Here is a 15,049-nt window from a genome sequence, read left to right as displayed (position 1 = left end):
CAGCCCGCGGTCAGTGGTCGCCCCCGGCGAGCTGGTCCACCGCGTGCGGCAGGACCGGGGCGAGCACGGCGACGCCGTCGCGGCAGCCGCCGGGCGAGCCGGGCAGGTTGACCACGAGGGTGCGCCCGGCGAGGCCCGCGACGCCGCGGCTCAGCATGGCGGTCGGCACCCGTCCGAGCGAGGACACCCGCACCGCCTCGGCGATGCCGGGGACCTCGCGGTCCACGACCCGCCGGGTCATCTCCGGGGTGCGGTCCGTCGGGGACAGGCCGGTGCCGCCGGTGGTGAGCACGACGTCGTACGCCGCCGCCACCGCCTCGCGCAGGGCGGCCTCGACGGGCTCGCCGTCGGGGACGACGCGGGGGCCGTCGACCGCGAAGCCCATGCCGAGCAGCCCCTCGACGAGGATGGGCCCGCCCGCGTCCTCGTAGACGCCGGCCGAGGCGCGGTTCGACACGGTGACGACGAGGGCCCTCATGCGCGCCGCCACTCCCCCGAGCGCCCGCCGGCCTTGTGCTCCACCCGCACGTCGGTGATGACGGCGCCCTTGTCGACGGCCTTGACCATGTCGACGAGGGTGAGCGCGGCGACGGTGACGCAGGTCAGCGCCTCCATCTCCACGCCCGTGCGGTCGGCGGTGCGCACCGTCGCGGTGATCGCGACCCCGTCGTCCTGCACCTCGAGGTCGACGGTGGCGCCGTGGACCCCCACGGGGTGGCACAGCGGGACGAGGTCGGGCGTGCGCTTGGCGGCCTGGATGCCGGCGATGCGCGCCACCGCGATGGCGTCGCCCTTGGGCACGCCCTCGCCGCGGAGCAGGGCCACGACCTCCGGCGCGACGACGACGCGGCCCGAGGCCGTCGCCGAGCGGGCGGTCACCTCCTTGCCGGACACGTCGACCATGCGCGCCGCGCCCGAGGCGTCGACGTGGGTCAGCCGGGCGCTCACGCCCGCCGCCGCTCGAGGACCATGACGTCGACCTCCGCGCCCGCGGGCACCTCGGTGACGTCCTCCGGCACTACGACGAGCGCGTCGGACAGGGCGAGGTCGCCGACGAGGTGCGAGCCGGGGCCGCCGACCGGCGCGACCCGCGGGCGGGGGCCGGAGGCGTCGAGGCGGGCGCGGGCGTACTGGCGCTTGCCCGCCGGGGAGCGCAGCCCCTCGGTGAGCACGGCGCGCACGAGGGGCCGCTGCAGGGGCTCGACGCCGAGCATCCGGCGCAGCGCGGGGCGCACGAACACCTCGAAGGAGACGAAGGCGCTCACCGGGTTGCCGGGCAGGGTGATGATCGGCGTGGAGTCCGGCCCCACGACGCCGAAGCCCTGCGGCATCCCCGGCTGCATGCGCACCCGGTCGAAGCGCACGGTGCCGAGCCGGGACAGCACGTCCTTGACCATGTCGTACGCGCCCGCGCTCACCCCGCCCGTGGTGATGACGAGGTCGGCGCGGATGAGCTGGTCCTCGATGGCGTCGAGCAGCACGCGCCGCTCGTCCGGGACGATGCCGACGTTGTAGGCGATGCACCCGGCCTCGCGCACGGCCGCGGTGAGCATGAAGCTGTTGCTGTCGCTGATCTGCCCCGGCGCGAGCGGCTGGCCCGGCTCGACGAGCTCGCTGCCGGTCGACATGACGACCACCCGCGGGCGCGGGCGCACGGGGACCCGGGGCCGCCCGACGGCGGCGAGCAGCCCGACCTGCGGCGGGCCGATGCGGGTGCCGGCGCGCAGCACCGTCTCGCCCTCGGCGACGTCCTCGCCGCGGCGGCGGACGTACTGCCCCGGCTCGGGCGCGCGGCGCACGACCACCGCGGCGACCCCGCCGTCGGTCCACTCCACCGGGACGACCGCCTCGGCGCCGGGCGGGAGCGGGGCGCCGGTCATGACGCGCGCGGTGAAGCCGGGCTGCACGGTGTACGGCGACGCGGTGCCGGCGGGCACGTCCCCGACGACGGGGAGGGTGACCGGGGTGCTCTCGGAGGCGCCGGCGACGTCCTCCACGCGGACGGCGTACCCGTCCATGGAGGAGTTGTCGAACGGCGGCAGCGCGGTGGCCGACACGACGTCCTCGGCGAGCAGCCGCCCGTGCGCCTCGGCGAGCACGAGGTCGAGCGGCGCGAGCGGCGCGACCCCGCGCAGCACCCGCTCGAGGTGCTCCTCGACGCTCACCGGGTCGTGCTGGCGGCGCCCCGAGGCCCAGAGCTGCCCGCCCTGCGGGGCGCTCACGGGCGGCCGCCGGGGGTCCGGCGGGCGGGGACGGGGGTGCGCGCGCGCATGCGCCGCACCCTAGTCGCCCGCGTGGGCGTCCTCGCGCACCCCGGCGAGCATCCAGCGGTCGCGGCCCTCGTGCTTGGCGACGTAGAGCGCCTCGTCCGCCGCGCGCATCAGGGTGGCCGCGCTGGCGCCGTGGTCCGGGAAGCCCGCCACGCCCACCGACACGGTGACGGGCAGCGGCACCTCGCCGTCCTCGCCGCCGAAGGGCTCGCGGCGCACGGCGGCGCAGATGCGCTCGGCGAGGCGCCCGGCGCCCTCGAGCGTGGTCTCCGGCAGGACGAGGACGAACTCCTCGCCGCCGTAGCGGGCGAGGGTGTCGACCTCGCGGATCTGCTCGGACAGGCGCGCGGCGAGCTCGCGCAGGACGGCGTCGCCGCGGGCGTGCCCGTACGTGTCGTTGACCGACTTGAAGTGGTCGAGGTCCATCATGAGCACCGCCAGCGGCCGGTCGAACCGGCTCGCGCGCTCGATCTCGCGGGCCAGGTTCATCGAGAGGTAGCGGAAGTTCCACAGGCCCGTGAGCGGGTCGGTGATCGAGAGGCGTTGGGCCTCGCGGTGCACGAGGACGTTGTCCACGGCGATGCCGGCCTGCGCGGCGAGCGTCTGCAGCGCCGTCTCCGCGGCGTCGTCCATCCGCGGCGCCCCGCCGTCCGAGCCCAGGCCGAGCAGGCCCACGACCCGGCCCATGCGCAGCAGGGGGACGACGACCTGGCGCTCGTCGCGCTCGATGCGCCCGGTCTCGGTCGCCCGGATGAGCAGCTCGGCCCCGTCGCCGCCGACGAAGCGGTCGGGGACGTCGCGCTGGCGGCCCTTGGTCGTGACGAGCTGCAGGGCGCCGTGCCCCTCGTCCACCCACGCGGCGCCGGCCTGGGCGCCGGAGATGGAGACGGCCGTGTCGAGGACGACCGTGAGCAGCCCCTCGAGGTCGTGGGTGCTGCCCAGCGCCCCGCCGAGGCGCGACAGGCTCTCGCGCAGGTCGTCCCGGCTGCGGGACAGGTCGGCGACGGTGCGGCGCAGCTCACGCGTCATCCGGTTGAAGGCGAGGGCGAGCCGGCCGGTCTCGTCGCGGCGGCGCACCGGCAGCGTCTGGTCGAGGTCGCCCGCCGCGACCCGCTCGGCGGCCTCGGTGAGCTCGGCGAGCGGGCGGGACAGCTGGCGCGCGAGGTTCCAGCCGAGGAAGAGCACGAGCAGCACGAGGACCACCGTGGTGCCGGCGACGACGAGGCCGAGGCCCAGCAGGCTCCCGTGCTCGGTGGCGACGACGACGGTGTACGGGCTGCGCGCGCTCCCCACGGGGTCGTCGGCGCGCTGGACGAACGCCTCCCAGCCGTCGACCTCGAAGGCGCCCGACCCCTCCACCGCGGCGGCCGCCCCCGCGAGCGCGGCGGCCACGTCGCCGCCGCCGTGCGCGCCCGCCAGCCCGCCCTCGGGCGTCAGCAGCAGCAGCGCGCCGGCGACGTCCTCGTCGCCGATGCGGGCGAGGTCGGTGAGGTCCGGGCGGATCGCGGCGACGGCGGTGTCGATGCGGTCGTCGCCCCGGACCTCGACGCGCTCGGCGATCACCGGGCCGCCCGCGCCCGCGGGGGGCACGTCGCCGGCCGCGCAGGAGAGGAGCTCGCGACCCGGGTACGGCGGGACGTCCGACGCGGCGACGACCCGGCCCCGCTGGAGCACCGCGCTGTAGTCGACGTACCGGGACTCCACGAGGGCCTGCACGGCGGCCTCCGGCGACCCGACGGCCGCCTCGGCGCCGACCGACCGGGCGGCCACGCCGGCCTCCGCGCAGGCGCGGGCGAGCGCGACGGCCACGGCGTCGGTGCGGGCGTCGAGGACCTCCTGGTCCGCCCGCTGCACGTCGCGCTGCACGACGCTGACGGCCGCGCCCCCGCCGACGAGCAGCGGCAGGAGCACGAGCGCGCCGACGACGAGCCACAGCCTGTTCCGCAGGCTCACGCAGCACCCCTCACCCGGTCAGCCGGAGGACCCGGACAATGACCAACGTGACCCCTTCGGCAGCCGCGCCCGCGACCTTGAGCCCCGGCGGGGGCGACGTGCGCGCGGCCAAGGCCGCGCTGCGCCGGCGCCTGCTCGCCGCCCGGCGCGCGGCGGGGCCCGCGGGGGCGGCCGAGGCCGACGCGCTCGCGGCGGCCGTGCTGGCCCTGCTCCCCCCGCCGGGGGCGCCGGGGGCCGGCACCGTGGCCGCGTACGCCGCCGCCGGCACCGAGCCGCCGACCGCCGGGCTGCTCGTCCGGCTCCGCGCCGCGGGCTGGCGGGTGCTGCTGCCGGTGCTGCGCGAGGACGACGACCTGGACTGGGCCGCCTGGGACGGCGGGCCCCTCGTGCCGGGCCGCCGGGGCCTGCGCGAGCCGGCCGGCCCGCGCCTGGGCCGGGAGGCGGTCGCGGGGGCCGGGCTCGTCGTGGTGCCGGCGCTCGCGGTCGGGCGCGACGGGACGCGGCTCGGGCGCGGCGGGGGGTCGTACGACCGGGCGCTCGCCCGCGCGCGGCGCGCCCCGGTCGTCGCGCTGCTGCGCCGGGGCGAGCTGCTGGACGCGGTGCCGGCGGAGCCGCACGACGCCCGCGTGCACCTCGCCGTCGACCCCGGGGGCGCGCACCGGCTCTCCGCCCCGGGCGCCGGGGGCGGCTGAGTGTCGCGCGACGACCTGGGCCCGGTGCTGCTCGTCGCCGCGTGCGTGCTCCTGCTGGCCGTGCTGGCCGTGCGGCTGTCCGTGCGCAGCGGGCTGCCCTCGCTGCTGCTGTACGTCGGCCTCGGCCTCCTGCTCGGCGAGGACGTGCTCGGGCTGGACTTCGACGACGCCGAGCTCACCGGCGTCCTCGGCTACGCCGCGCTGGCGGTGATCCTCGCCGAGGGCGGGCTGACGACCTCGTGGCGCTCGATCCGCCCGGCCGTGCCCGCGGCCGCCGTGCTGGCCACGGTGGGCAGCCTGGTCAGCGTCGCGGTCACCGGCGCGGCGGCGTACGTGCTGCTCGTCCCCGACTGGGGCCTCGCGCTGCTGCTGGGCGCGGTCGTGTCCTCGACCGACGCCGCGGCGGTGTTCTCCGTGCTGCGCCGGGTGCCGCTGCCGCGCCGGCTCGTCGGCATGCTCGAGGCCGAGGCCGGCTTCAACGACGCCCCGGTGGTGATCCTCGTCGTCGCGCTGGCCGAGTCGCTGGTGCACGGCGAGGGGCTCGACCCGCTGGGGATCGCCGGCGAGCTGGTGCTCGAGCTGGCGGTGGGGGCCGTGGTCGGCCTCGGCGTGGGCCGCGCGGGCGCGCTGCTGCTCCAGCGGGTCTCCCTCCCCTCGTCCGGCCTCTACCCCATCACGGTCCTCGGGCTGGCGCTCGGCGCCTACGGCGCGGCGGCCGTCGCGCACGGCTCGGGCTTCCTGGCGGTCTACCTGGCCGCGCTCGTGCTGGGGAACAGCCGCCTCGCGCACGGCCCGGCCACCCGCGGCTTCGCGGAGGGCGTCGCCTGGGTGGCCCAGATCGGCCTCTTCGTCATGCTGGGCCTGCTCGTCACGCCGCACGAGCTGGGGCCGGCCGTCCTGCCCGCGCTCGGCATCGGCGCGGCGCTGCTGCTGCTGGCGCGCCCGCTCTCGGTGCTGGTGTCCGCGACGCCGTTCGGGCTGGGCCCGCGCGAGCAGGCCCTGCTGTCCTGGGCCGGCCTGCGCGGCGCGGTGCCGATCGTGCTCGCCACCGTGCCCGTGGTCGAGGGCGTCGAGCGCAGCCAGCTGGTCTTCGACGTGGTCTTCGTGCTCGTCGTGGCGTTCACCCTCGTGCAGGGGCCGACGCTGCCCGCGGTCGCCCGCGCCCTGCGCCTGCGCGGGGACCCGGAGGAGGCGCGCGAGCTCGACGTCGACGCCTCGCCCCTGACCCACCTCGGCGCCGACCTGCTGACCGTCACCATCCCGGAGGGCAGCCGGCTCAACGGCGTGCAGGTGTTCGAGCTGCGCCTGCCGGCCGGCTGCGCCGTCACGCTCGTCGTGCGCGGCGGCACGGCCGTCGTCCCCGACCGGCGCACGATCCTGCGCCACGGCGACGAGCTCCTCGTGGTCGCCACGAGCGGCGACCGCGAGGAGGCCGAGCGCCGGCTGCGCGCGGTGTCGCTCCACGGCCGGCTCGCCGACTGGCACGGGGGGCGGCGCGGGCGCGACCGGCGCTGACGCCGCGACCGCTCAGGGCTTCCCGGTGAACCGCCGGCGGACCTGCTCGATGCGCTCCCGGTTCCGCGGGTCCTGCGCGGCCTGCTGGGCCTTGCGGGTCGCCTCGCCGATGAGCTTGCGGCCCTGCGGGCTCTGCGCGAACTTCTGCACCTTGGCGAACAGCGACGCCACGGTCCCTCCTCCTGCTCGTGCGGTGGGCGGCGCCCGAGGGCCCGCCCGGGGCGCCGCCGGCGGCGGGCCCCGCCCTGCAGGACGTACGAGCGCCCCTCGGCGCTCCCGCCCGGCGGGGTGACCGGGAGGACGTACCCCGCGCAGGGCCCCGCGACGCGCAGCGGGTGGGCCGCGGGTGACCGGGTAGGCGTGCGCCCATGGACACCACGGACGGCGGGACCACCGGCACCACCGGCACGGGCACGACCGGAGGGGGTCGGCACGTCCCCGGCGCGGGCGCCGCGGCACCGCCCGAGGCCGCCTCCGTCCCCGCGGCCGGGGAGGGCCTGGCGCCGGACCTCGAGGTGCCGGAGGGCGAGGGGGCGGCGACGACGCCCGACCAGGACGTGCTGGACGGCGACGTCGTGGCGGTCGAGCCGCCCGACTGAGCGGCCCGGGGCCGGCGCCGGCCCGCTGCCGGCAGGCCCTCGACCCGCGCCCGGGCCCGGCCCGGACCCGGCCCGGGCCCGCCTCCGGGCCCGCCTCCGGGGACCGGCTCGGGGGCCGCCTCGGGGTCGACCCCGAGGCGCCCCTGGCCCGCCCCTGGACCTCCCCCGGGAGCCCTCGTGGGAGCGCTCTCGCGGCCCTAGCGTCAGCGGTGCCCGGACGGTCCGGGCGCATGCGACGGGAAGGGGCCGCAGCGATGATCGTCGCCACGGGGCTCACGAAGCGCTACGGCTCGTCCGTGGCGGTGGACGGCATCGACATGGTCGTGGAGCCGGGCCGGGTGACCGGGTTCCTCGGTCCCAACGGCGCCGGCAAGTCCACGACGATGCGCATGGCGCTGGGCCTGGACCGCCCGAGCGCCGGCAGCATCACGGTCGACGGCAGGGCGTACGCCGACCTGCCCGCACCGCTGCGCGAGGTCGGCGCGCTGCTCGACGCGGGGGCGGTCCACAAGGGCCGTACCGCCCGCGACCACCTCACGGTCCTCGCCCTGAGCAACGGCATCCCCCGCCGGCGCGTCGACGAGGTCCTCGACCTCGTCGGGCTCACCGGCGTCGCGGACCGGCGCGCCGGCGGCTACTCGCTCGGCATGTCCCAGCGCCTCGGCATCGCCGGCGCGCTGCTCGGGGACCCGGGCACGCTGCTCTTCGACGAGCCGGTCAACGGGCTCGACCCGGAGGGCATCCTCTGGATCCGCACCCTCATGCGCTCGCTCGCCGCGCAGGGGCGCACGGTCCTCGTGTCGAGCCACCTCATGTCCGAGATGGCCCTCACCGCCGACCACCTCGTCGTCATCGGGCGCGGGCGCATCCTCGCCGACACCTCGGTGCGCGCCTTCCTCGATGAGCACGCCGCGTCCTGGGTGCGCGTGCGCGGGCCGCGCCCCGCCGAGCTGGCCGCCGCGCTCGGCACGGCCGGGCTCGAGGTCGACGCCCTCGCCGACGGCGCGCTCGCGGTGCGCGGCGCCGGCGCCCCCGACGTGGGCGAGCGCGCCGCCGACGCCGGGCTCGTGCTCCACGAGCTCACCACCGTGCAGGCCTCCCTCGAGGAGGCCTTCATGCAGCTCACCGCCGACAGCGTGCAGTACAGCGCCGCCGTCCCCGACCGCCACCTCGTCCCCGCCGGAGCGTGACCCCGTGACCACCCTGACCGCCCCCACCACGCCGCCCGGACCGGCCGGCACCCCGGTCCCGTACCGCCCCGCGGGGACCGCCGACGTCCTGCGCGCGGAGTGGGCCAAGCTGCGCAGCGTCCGCTCCACCGCCTGGACCCTCGCCGCGCTCGTCGTCGTGAGCGTCGGCCTCACCGGCCTCGTCACCTGGGCCATCGCCGACGAGCTCGCCAGCGGCGAGGCCGGCGAGCTCCCCGCCATGTTCGTGACCTGGGGCATCACCTTCGGGCAGATCGCCGCCCTCGTGCTCGGCACGCTCGTCATCACCTCGGAGTACGCCTCGGGCACCATCCGCCCCTCCCTCGCCGCGGTCCCGCGGCGGATGCGCCTGCTCGGCGCGAAGGTCGCGGTGCTCGCCGCGGTCATGCTGGTCCTCGGGCTGGCGGTGTCGTTCGCGAGCTACGCGGTCGGCGACTTCTTCCTCTCCCGCGAGGGCGTCGGCGTGCCCCTGTCCGACGACGGCGTGCTGCGCGCGCTCGTCGGCAACGCGCTCTACCTCTCGGTGCTCGCCGTCTTCGGCCTCGGCCTCGGCCTCGTGCTGCGCCACACCGCCGCCGCGGTGACCGTCGGCATCGCCCTCGTCTTCGTCGTCGGCCAGCTCGTCACCCTGCTGCCCGGCACCGTCGGCGAGTGGGTCGCCAAGCTCATGCCCGGCAACGCCGGCTCCGCCGTCACCACCGTCGTCCCGTGGGACCCCGACCAGCTCGGCCCCTGGACCGGCTTCGGCGTCTTCGCCCTCGAGACCGCCCTGCTCGTCGCCCTCGGCGCGGTCCTCCTCGCCCGCCGGGACGCCTGAGGGCGCAGCCCAGCCCCTGTCGACCACGTCCGGCAGGCGTACGGGTGCCGACCGAGGCTCGTGGGCCTCGTCCGGCACCCGTCGGCCTTGGCCGGCGCCGCGGCCGTCCCCTGTCGACCACGTGAGGCAGGCGCACGGGCGCCTCACGTGGTCGGCACGGCCCCCGCGGACCAGACCTCGAGCCCCCCGACGTCCACGGCGACCCCCACCCGCGCCCCGGGCACCAGCCCGAGCCCGGGCACCGCGGCGACGGGCACGTCGACGAGGGCCGGCGGGGCGCCGTCGACGTGGACCCGGACCAGGGAGCCGTACGGCTCGAGGACCCCCACCTCGCCGTCCCACGCGCCGGTGCCGGGGGCGACGAGGCGCAGCGCGGCGGGCGGTGCCGCGACCAGCACCGGTCCGGCGGGGGCGCGGGCCGGGGCGGGGAGCACCGCCCCGCCGGCGAGGCGGAGCGAGCCCCCGTCGCGGCGCCCCGGCCAGAGGGCGAGCCCGACGAGGCCCGCGACGTACGCGGTGGCGGGCCGGCGGGCGACCTCGGCCGGCGGCCCGTCCTGCACGACCCGCCCGCCCTCGAGGACGACGAGCCGGTCCGCGAGCACGAGGGCCTCGACCGGGTCGTGCGTGACGACGACGACCGGGCCGGGGAAGCGGGCGAGGTCCGCGCGCAGGCCGGTCCGCACGGCGCGGCGGGCGCCCGCGTCGAGCGCGGCGAACGGCTCGTCGAGCAGCAGCAGCGCGGGCTCGGCGGCGAGCGCGCGGGCGAGGGCGACGCGCTGCGCCTGCCCGCCGGAGAGCTGGTGCGGACGCCGGGCCGCGAGGTCGCGCAGGCCCAGCCGGTCGAGGTGCGCACCGGCCGCCGCGCGCGCCGCTCGCCGGGACGCCCCGCGCACCCGCAGCGGGAAGGCGCAGTTCGCGAGGACGTCGAGGTGCGGGAAGAGCCGGTGGTCCTGGAAGACGACCCCGACGCGCCGCGCCTCCGGCGGTACGAGCACCCGCCGGGCGGGGTCGTCGAGGACGGTCCCGGCCAGCTCGAGGCGCCCGCCGGCGAGCGGCTCGAGCCCCGCGAGCGCCCGCAGGAGGGTCGTCTTGCCGGCGCCGTTGGGTCCGAGCAGGGCGACGACCTCGCCCGGCGCGACGTCGAGCCGGGCGTCGAGCGCGAAGGCGCCGCGCCGTACGACCGCGTGCGCGCGCAGCCCGCTCACCGGCGCACCCAGTGCCCGCGCAGGAGCAGCAGCACGGCGACGCAGACCGCGAGGAGCACCAGGCTGAGCGCCACCGCTGCCTCCGGCTCGGTGTCGAGCAGCTGGTAGACCTGCGACGGCACAGTCCTCGTCACGCCGGGCGCGCTGCCGGCGAAGGTCACGGTGGCGCCGAACTCGCCGAGCGCCCGGGCCCAGCAGAGCACGGTCCCGGCGAGCAGCGAGGGCGCGACGAGCGGCAGCGTGACGCGGGCGAACGTCGTGAGCCGCCCCGCCCCGAGCGTCGCGGCGGCCTCCTCGAGGCCCCGGTCGGCCGAGCGCAGGGCCCCCTCGACGGCGACGACGAGGAACGGCATCGCCACGAACGCCTCGGCGAGCACCACCCCCGCCGTCGTGAACGGCAGCGTGACGCCGGTCAGGCGCTCCAGCGGCGCGCCCACGACCCCGTTGCGCCCGAAGGCCAGCAGCAGCGCGACGCCGCCGACCACCGGCGGCAGCACCAGCGGCAGGGTCACGAGGGCGCGCAGCACCCCCAGCCCGGGCAGCCGGCCGCGCGCGAGGACCCAGGCGAGGGGCACGCCGAGCACCAGGGACAGCAGGGTCGCGAGGCTGGCGGCGAGGACGGAGAGGCGCAGCGCCTCGGCGACCTCGGGCCGCGCCAGCAGCTCCGGCAGGTCGCGCCACGGCGCGCGCAGCACGAGCCCGAGCAGCGGCAGGAGCAGGAACAGCACCGCCAGACCGGCGGGTACGGCGAGCGGCGCCGGCACCGCCCCCGGCCGCCTGAGGGGCCCCCTCATGGCGGCGGCAGGAAGCCGGCGCGCGCCAGCACCTCCCGCCCCCGCACGGAGAGCAGCAGGTCCACGAACCCGCGCGCGTCGGGCGAGCCCTGCCCGAGCACCGCCACCGGGTAGTCGGTCGTGGGGGCGCCCGGCACCGCGACGCCCCGGACCTCGTCGCCCGCGGCGAGGACGTCGGTGCGGTAGACGATCCCGGCGTCGACCTCCCCGAGGCGCACCTTGGTGAGCGTCGCGCGCACGTCCGGCTCCTCCGTGACCGGGCGCACGGCGACCCCGGCGGCGTCGAGGGCCTCGCGCGCGAGCGCGCCGCACGGCACCTGCGGCTGGCACAGGGCGACCCGTACGCCCTCGCGCCCCAGGTCGGCGAGCGAGCGCACCCCGGCGGGGTCGTCCGCGGGGACCACGACCTGCACCGCGTTGCGGGCCAGGACGACCGGCTCCTGCGCGAGTCCGGCGTCGACGACGGTGGCCATGTCGCGGGCGCTCGCCGAGGCGAAGACGTCGGCGGGCGCCCCCTCCACGACCTGGTGCGCCAGCGCCGGGCTGCCGCCGGACGTGACCCGCACGTCGACGCCGGGGTGCTCCCCCTCGTACGCCGCCGCCAGCTCCTCGACCACGTCGGTCAGCGACGCGGCGACCAGCACGTCGAGGACCTCGTCCCCGTCCTGGGCGCCGCACCCGGCCAGCAGGACCGCCGCCGCGGCGAGGACCGCGGGCGCCCTCACGGGGCCTCCGGGATCTCGACGACGACGTTGGTCGACTTCACGGCGGCGACGGCCAGGACGCCCGGCTCGAGCCCGAGCTCGTCGGCGGCCTCGCGGCTCATGAGCGACACGACGCGGTGCGGCCCGGCCTGCAGCTCGACCTGCGCCATGACGGTGTCGCGCACGACGCGGGTGACGAGGCCGGTGAACCGGTTGCGGGCCGACTCCTGGACGACCCGGGCCCCGGCGGGGGGCGGCGCCGCGGCGGCGATCTCGCCGGCGAGCCGGGCCAGGTCCGCGCCGTCGACGGCGAGCCGCCCGGACGGCAGGGCGGTCGTCGGCAGCCGCCCGGCGTCCGCCCAGCGGCGCACCGTGTCGTCGGAGACGCCGAGCAGCGCCGCGGCCTCGCGGACGGTGAAGGTCGGCACGACGCGGAGCCTAGCCGCACGTGCGGCCCCTGGGCGCCGGTCGAGCCGCAGGTGCGGTTCCCGCCGGCTGCCAGGATGGACGGGTGCCGCACGCCCACCACTACGTCGACCTCGACCGCGCCGCGTGGGCGGCGCTGCGCGACGGCCAGAGCGCCGGGCTCGACGCCTCCCGGGTGCAGGCCCTGGCCGGGCTCGGGGACGTGGTGGACCCGCGGGAGGTCGAGGAGGTGTACGCCCCGCTGGCCCGCCTGCTGCTCCTGCAGGACGCCGCGCGCTCGCACGCGCGGGAGGCCACGGCAGCCTTCCTCGGCGCGCCCGCCCGCCGCTCGCCCTTCGTCGTCGCGGTCGCGGGCAGCGTCGCCGTGGGCAAGTCGACGACCGCGCGGCTGCTGCGCGAGCTCCTCTCGGCCGGCGGGCGGCGGGTCGACCTCGTGCCGACCGACGGGTTCCTGCACCCCAACGCCGAGCTCGAGCGGCGCGGGCTCATGGCGCGCAAGGGCTGGCCGGAGTCGTACGACACCCGGGCCCTGCTCGACTTCCTCGCCGCGGTCCGCGCCGGGGAGCCGCACGTGCAGGCTCCGGTCTACAGCCACGTCGCGTACGACGTCCTGCCCGGCGAGCGCCAGGTCGTGGACCGCCCCGACGTGCTCGTCGTCGAGGGGCTCACCCTCCTGCAGCCCGCCTCGCCCGCGCGGGACGGGCGGCCCAGGGTCGTCGCGTCGGACTACTTCGACACCTCGGTCTACGTCGACGCCGCCGAGGAGCACCTCCTCGCGTGGTACGTCGCCCGCTTCCTCGCCCTGCGCGACACCGCCTTCCGTCGCCCCGGGTCCTACTTCACCCGGTACGCCGCCCTCTCCGACGAGGAGGCGCGGGAGACGGCGTCGGCGATCTGGCACCGCACCAACGGTCCGAACCTGCGCCGCAACGTGCTGCCCACCCGCGGGCGCGCCGCCGTCGTGCTCGAGAAGGACGCGGGGCACCGCACCCGGCGGGTCCGGCTGCGCCTGCCCTGAGCCGGGCCCGCACGGCGCGGCACCCCGCGGTGCGGGAGGAAGTGGACGCCGGGGCCGGTCGTGCCGCATCATTGGCACTCGCACCGGACGAGTGCCAGCAGCGAGACGCCCGCAGGAGGACCACGTGCCGACCTACCAGTACGCCTGCACGGAGTGCGGCCACCAGTTCGAGGCCGTCCAGTCCTTCAGCGACGACGCCCTCACCGAGTGCCCCGCGTGCTCCGGCCGGCTGCGCAAGGTCTTCTCGGCCGTCGGCGTGGTCTTCAAGGGCTCGGGCTTCTACCGCACCGACTCGCGCAGCGGCTCCGGCGCCGCCAAGGGCTCGTCCGACTCCGGTCCGGGGTCCGGCTCGGGGTCCGGCTCCGGCTCGGGGTCCGGCTCGGGGTCCGGCGCGGGCTCGGACACCAAGGCCGCGTCCTCCTCGGGCTCCGGCGGCGGGGCCTCGTCGTCGTCCTCGTCGGGCAGCGGCTCCTCGTCCACGTCCTCGAGCGGCTCGAGCAGCGCCGCCTGACCGCCCCGCGCCGAGCCCGGCGCCCCGCGCTGCGCCCCTCGGCCGGCCGCTCAGGCGCCCGCCCCGCCACCGGGCCCCGCCGGCGGGGCGCCCGCCTCCTGCAGGGCGACCTGCCGGCGCAGCAGCTCGCGGATCTCCTGCAGCACCTGCACGTCCTCGGGCGGCGAGGCAGGCTCCTCGACCTCGTCGCGCTTGCGCAGGGCCAGCAGCCGGTTCATCGGCGTCACGACGGCGACGTACACGACCGCCGCCACGAGGACGAAGTTGACCGCCGCGGTGATGACGGCGCCGAGGTCGACGAAGGTCGAGGGCACCCCCGCGCGGACCTCGAAGCCGAGGCCGCCGGTCCGCGGGCTGCCGACGGCGTTGACGAGGGGCTGCAGGACGCGCTCGGTGAGCGCGGTGACGACGGCGCCGAACGCCGCGCCGACGACCACGGCGACGGCCAGGTCGATGACGTTGCCGCGCAGGACGAAGTCGCGGAAGCCGCGGAGCATGGGGGTCCCTCTCTGCTGGAGGCGCTGCGGGTGGGCGCTCCCGGGTCGGCGGCGCTGCGGTCCGCGGGAGCGGCGCCAGGCTGCCACCCGCCCCGGCGGCGCACCAGGCGCCGCGCCCGGCCGCGCCGCGCCGCGCTCACCGCCCGTGCACCGCGACGGTGAGCCGCGCGGTCGCCGCGGCGCCCGCCAGCTCGGCGGCCACCGCCGGGCGGGCGGCGACCACGAGCAGGCCGCCCTCGTCGAACCCCGCTGCGGCACCCGCGTCGCCCGGCTGGGCGGCGGGCACGGCGAGGACGCGGACCCGCGCGGCGACCGTGCGCACCACCGCGGTCCCGTCCGGGCCCGCCGCCGCGGCGTGCACGTCGACGAGGTCGCCGGGCCCGAGCACCGCCAGCGCCCCCGGGTCGGCGACGCGCAGGGCTGTGGCGACGGCGTCCGCGTCGGGGCCCAGCAGGGCCGGGCCGAGCAGGCGGGCGTCGGTGAGCGGCTCACCGCGGCGCACCGGGCCGCCGAGGACCCGCCCGGGCAGCGCGCCCTCCCCCACGACGCCGTCCGGGACCGCGCCCGGCGGGAGCCGCACGGTCGTCACGTCGCCGGCGGCGAGCCGCTGCCCGGCGGGCAGGTCGCGCGCGGCGACGGGCACCGGCGTGCTCGGCGGCGGTGCCGGGGCGAGGGCCCCGAGCGCGGCGGCGACGGCACCGGCGGCGGCCGCCGCGGACAGGACGAGCCGGTGGCGGGCGAGCACGCGCAGCAGGTCGGCGGGCAGGAGCGGTCGGCGCACCCGCGCGACGCTAGGGCCCCCGGCGACGGCCCGTCGTGCGCCGTCCACAGGCACCCGGC

The 15,049-nt window shown here is 78.5% G+C and carries 18 protein-coding genes; 7 read left to right on the top strand and 11 right to left on the bottom strand.

Annotated elements, in window-relative coordinates; all coding sequences use genetic code 11:
* Positions 1–10 precede the first annotated feature (10 nt).
* Genes D5H78_RS02410 through D5H78_RS02395 form a run of 4 tightly spaced genes read right to left on the bottom strand, consistent with a single transcriptional unit; the run spans position 11 to position 4,223 of the window.
* Positions 11–478: a MogA/MoaB family molybdenum cofactor biosynthesis protein gene (locus tag D5H78_RS02410; RefSeq protein ID WP_119949302.1), complete on the bottom strand. Its 468-nt coding sequence runs from the start codon at positions 476–478 to the stop codon at positions 11–13.
* Entirely contained in the window at positions 475–903 is a 429-nt protein-coding gene (moaC, locus tag D5H78_RS02405; RefSeq protein ID WP_119949301.1) for a cyclic pyranopterin monophosphate synthase MoaC, read from the bottom strand. The genes D5H78_RS02410 and moaC overlap by 4 nt, the downstream gene beginning before the upstream one ends.
* A 41-nt stretch (positions 904–944) precedes the next feature.
* Positions 945–2,222, bottom strand: a complete 1,278-nt coding sequence (gene glp / locus D5H78_RS02400; protein ID WP_119948772.1) for a molybdotransferase-like divisome protein Glp — start codon at positions 2,220–2,222, stop codon at positions 945–947.
* A gap of 60 nt (positions 2,223–2,282) precedes the next feature.
* Complete coding sequence (locus tag D5H78_RS02395; protein ID WP_119948771.1) at positions 2,283–4,223, bottom strand: GGDEF domain-containing protein; 1,941 nt, start codon at positions 4,221–4,223, stop codon at positions 2,283–2,285.
* Between the two features lie 47 nt (positions 4,224–4,270).
* Here D5H78_RS02395 and D5H78_RS02390 point away from each other — a divergent pair, with 47 nt between their 5' ends.
* Together D5H78_RS02390 and D5H78_RS02385 are read left to right on the top strand one after the other, a co-directional pair.
* Entirely contained in the window at positions 4,271–4,915 is a 645-nt protein-coding gene (locus D5H78_RS02390; RefSeq protein WP_218566144.1) for a 5-formyltetrahydrofolate cyclo-ligase, read from the top strand.
* Positions 4,916–6,430, top strand: a complete 1,515-nt coding sequence (locus D5H78_RS02385; RefSeq protein WP_119948769.1) for a potassium/proton antiporter — start codon at positions 4,916–4,918, stop codon at positions 6,428–6,430.
* Positions 6,431–6,442: 12 nt separating this feature from the next.
* On the opposite strand, the gene D5H78_RS19160 is transcribed toward D5H78_RS02385, so the two are convergent.
* Positions 6,443–6,601 carry a hypothetical protein gene (locus tag D5H78_RS19160; RefSeq protein WP_165865563.1) on the bottom strand — a complete coding sequence of 53 codons (159 nt, stop codon included), beginning with the start codon at positions 6,599–6,601 and terminating at the stop codon, positions 6,443–6,445.
* A gap of 197 nt (positions 6,602–6,798) precedes the next feature.
* Here D5H78_RS19160 and D5H78_RS02380 point away from each other — a divergent pair, with 197 nt between their 5' ends.
* The 3 genes from D5H78_RS02380 (at position 6,799) to D5H78_RS02365 (ending at position 9,054) form a co-directional block, all read left to right on the top strand.
* The gene (locus D5H78_RS02380; RefSeq protein ID WP_119948768.1) at positions 6,799–7,029 is read left to right on the top strand and encodes a hypothetical protein; all 231 of its coding nucleotides are present in this window, start codon (positions 6,799–6,801) and stop codon (positions 7,027–7,029) included.
* A gap of 254 nt (positions 7,030–7,283) precedes the next feature.
* Complete coding sequence (locus tag D5H78_RS02370) at positions 7,284–8,219, top strand: ATP-binding cassette domain-containing protein (RefSeq protein ID WP_119948767.1); 936 nt, start codon at positions 7,284–7,286, stop codon at positions 8,217–8,219.
* Between the two features lie 4 nt (positions 8,220–8,223).
* Complete coding sequence (locus D5H78_RS02365; RefSeq protein ID WP_119948766.1) at positions 8,224–9,054, top strand: ABC transporter permease; 831 nt, start codon at positions 8,224–8,226, stop codon at positions 9,052–9,054.
* A gap of 143 nt (positions 9,055–9,197) precedes the next feature.
* Here D5H78_RS02365 and D5H78_RS02360 read toward each other — a convergent pair whose 3' ends face one another.
* From D5H78_RS02360 to D5H78_RS02345, 4 genes are read right to left on the bottom strand one after another with little or no spacing between them, the layout of a single operon-like run.
* Positions 9,198–10,259, bottom strand: a complete 1,062-nt coding sequence (locus tag D5H78_RS02360) for an ABC transporter ATP-binding protein (RefSeq protein ID WP_218566143.1) — start codon at positions 10,257–10,259, stop codon at positions 9,198–9,200.
* Positions 10,256–11,023, bottom strand: coding sequence for an ABC transporter permease (locus D5H78_RS02355; RefSeq protein WP_218566142.1), 768 nt, complete (start codon positions 11,021–11,023; stop codon positions 10,256–10,258). Before D5H78_RS02355 ends, D5H78_RS02360 begins: the two co-directional genes overlap by 4 nt.
* Positions 11,024–11,049: 26 nt before the next feature.
* Positions 11,050–11,778, bottom strand: coding sequence for a molybdate ABC transporter substrate-binding protein (gene modA / locus D5H78_RS02350; protein ID WP_119948764.1), 729 nt, complete (start codon positions 11,776–11,778; stop codon positions 11,050–11,052).
* A complete protein-coding gene (locus D5H78_RS02345; protein ID WP_119948763.1) occupies positions 11,775–12,185 on the bottom strand; it encodes a TOBE domain-containing protein in 411 nt (136 codons plus the stop codon). Before D5H78_RS02345 ends, modA begins: the two co-directional genes overlap by 4 nt.
* Before the next feature lie 83 nt (positions 12,186–12,268).
* Here D5H78_RS02345 and coaA point away from each other — a divergent pair, with 83 nt between their 5' ends.
* Both coaA and D5H78_RS02335 read left to right on the top strand, forming a co-directional pair.
* On the top strand, positions 12,269–13,201 hold the full coding sequence (gene coaA / locus D5H78_RS02340) for a type I pantothenate kinase (protein ID WP_119948762.1): 933 nt from the start codon (positions 12,269–12,271) through the stop codon (positions 13,199–13,201).
* A gap of 124 nt (positions 13,202–13,325) precedes the next feature.
* Positions 13,326–13,712 carry an FmdB family zinc ribbon protein gene (locus D5H78_RS02335; protein WP_119948761.1) on the top strand — a complete coding sequence of 129 codons (387 nt, stop codon included), beginning with the start codon at positions 13,326–13,328 and terminating at the stop codon, positions 13,710–13,712.
* 50 nt (positions 13,713–13,762) lie between these two features.
* On the opposite strand, the gene mscL is transcribed toward D5H78_RS02335, so the two are convergent.
* Together mscL and D5H78_RS02325 are read right to left on the bottom strand one after the other, a co-directional pair.
* On the bottom strand, positions 13,763–14,209 hold the full coding sequence (gene mscL, locus D5H78_RS02330; RefSeq protein WP_119948760.1) for a large conductance mechanosensitive channel protein MscL: 447 nt from the start codon (positions 14,207–14,209) through the stop codon (positions 13,763–13,765).
* 136 nt (positions 14,210–14,345) lie between these two features.
* Positions 14,346–14,990, bottom strand: a complete 645-nt coding sequence (locus D5H78_RS02325) for an RcpC/CpaB family pilus assembly protein (protein WP_218566141.1) — start codon at positions 14,988–14,990, stop codon at positions 14,346–14,348.
* Between the last annotated feature and the right edge of the window lie 59 nt (positions 14,991–15,049).

Source organism: Vallicoccus soli, from assembly GCF_003594885.1.
GTDB lineage: Bacteria > Actinomycetota > Actinomycetes > Motilibacterales > Motilibacteraceae > Vallicoccus > Vallicoccus soli.
This window is presented reverse-complemented; position numbering and strand designations above follow the sequence as displayed.

Bases quoted from the DNA above. Each gene is read 5' to 3' on its own strand.
- D5H78_RS02410 (WP_119949302.1), bottom strand. From the start codon at position 478: ATGAGGGCCCTCGTCGTCACCGTGTCGAACCGCGCCTCGGCCGGCGTC.
- moaC (WP_119949301.1), bottom strand. From the start codon at position 903: ATGGTCGACGTGTCCGGCAAGGAGGTGACCGCCCGCTCGGCGACGGCC.
- D5H78_RS02380 (WP_119948768.1), top strand. From the start codon at position 6,799: ATGGACACCACGGACGGCGGGACCACCGGCACCACCGGCACGGGCACG.
- D5H78_RS02370 (WP_119948767.1), top strand. From the start codon at position 7,284: ATGATCGTCGCCACGGGGCTCACGAAGCGCTACGGCTCGTCCGTGGCG.
- mscL (WP_119948760.1), bottom strand. From the start codon at position 14,209: ATGCTCCGCGGCTTCCGCGACTTCGTCCTGCGCGGCAACGTCATCGAC.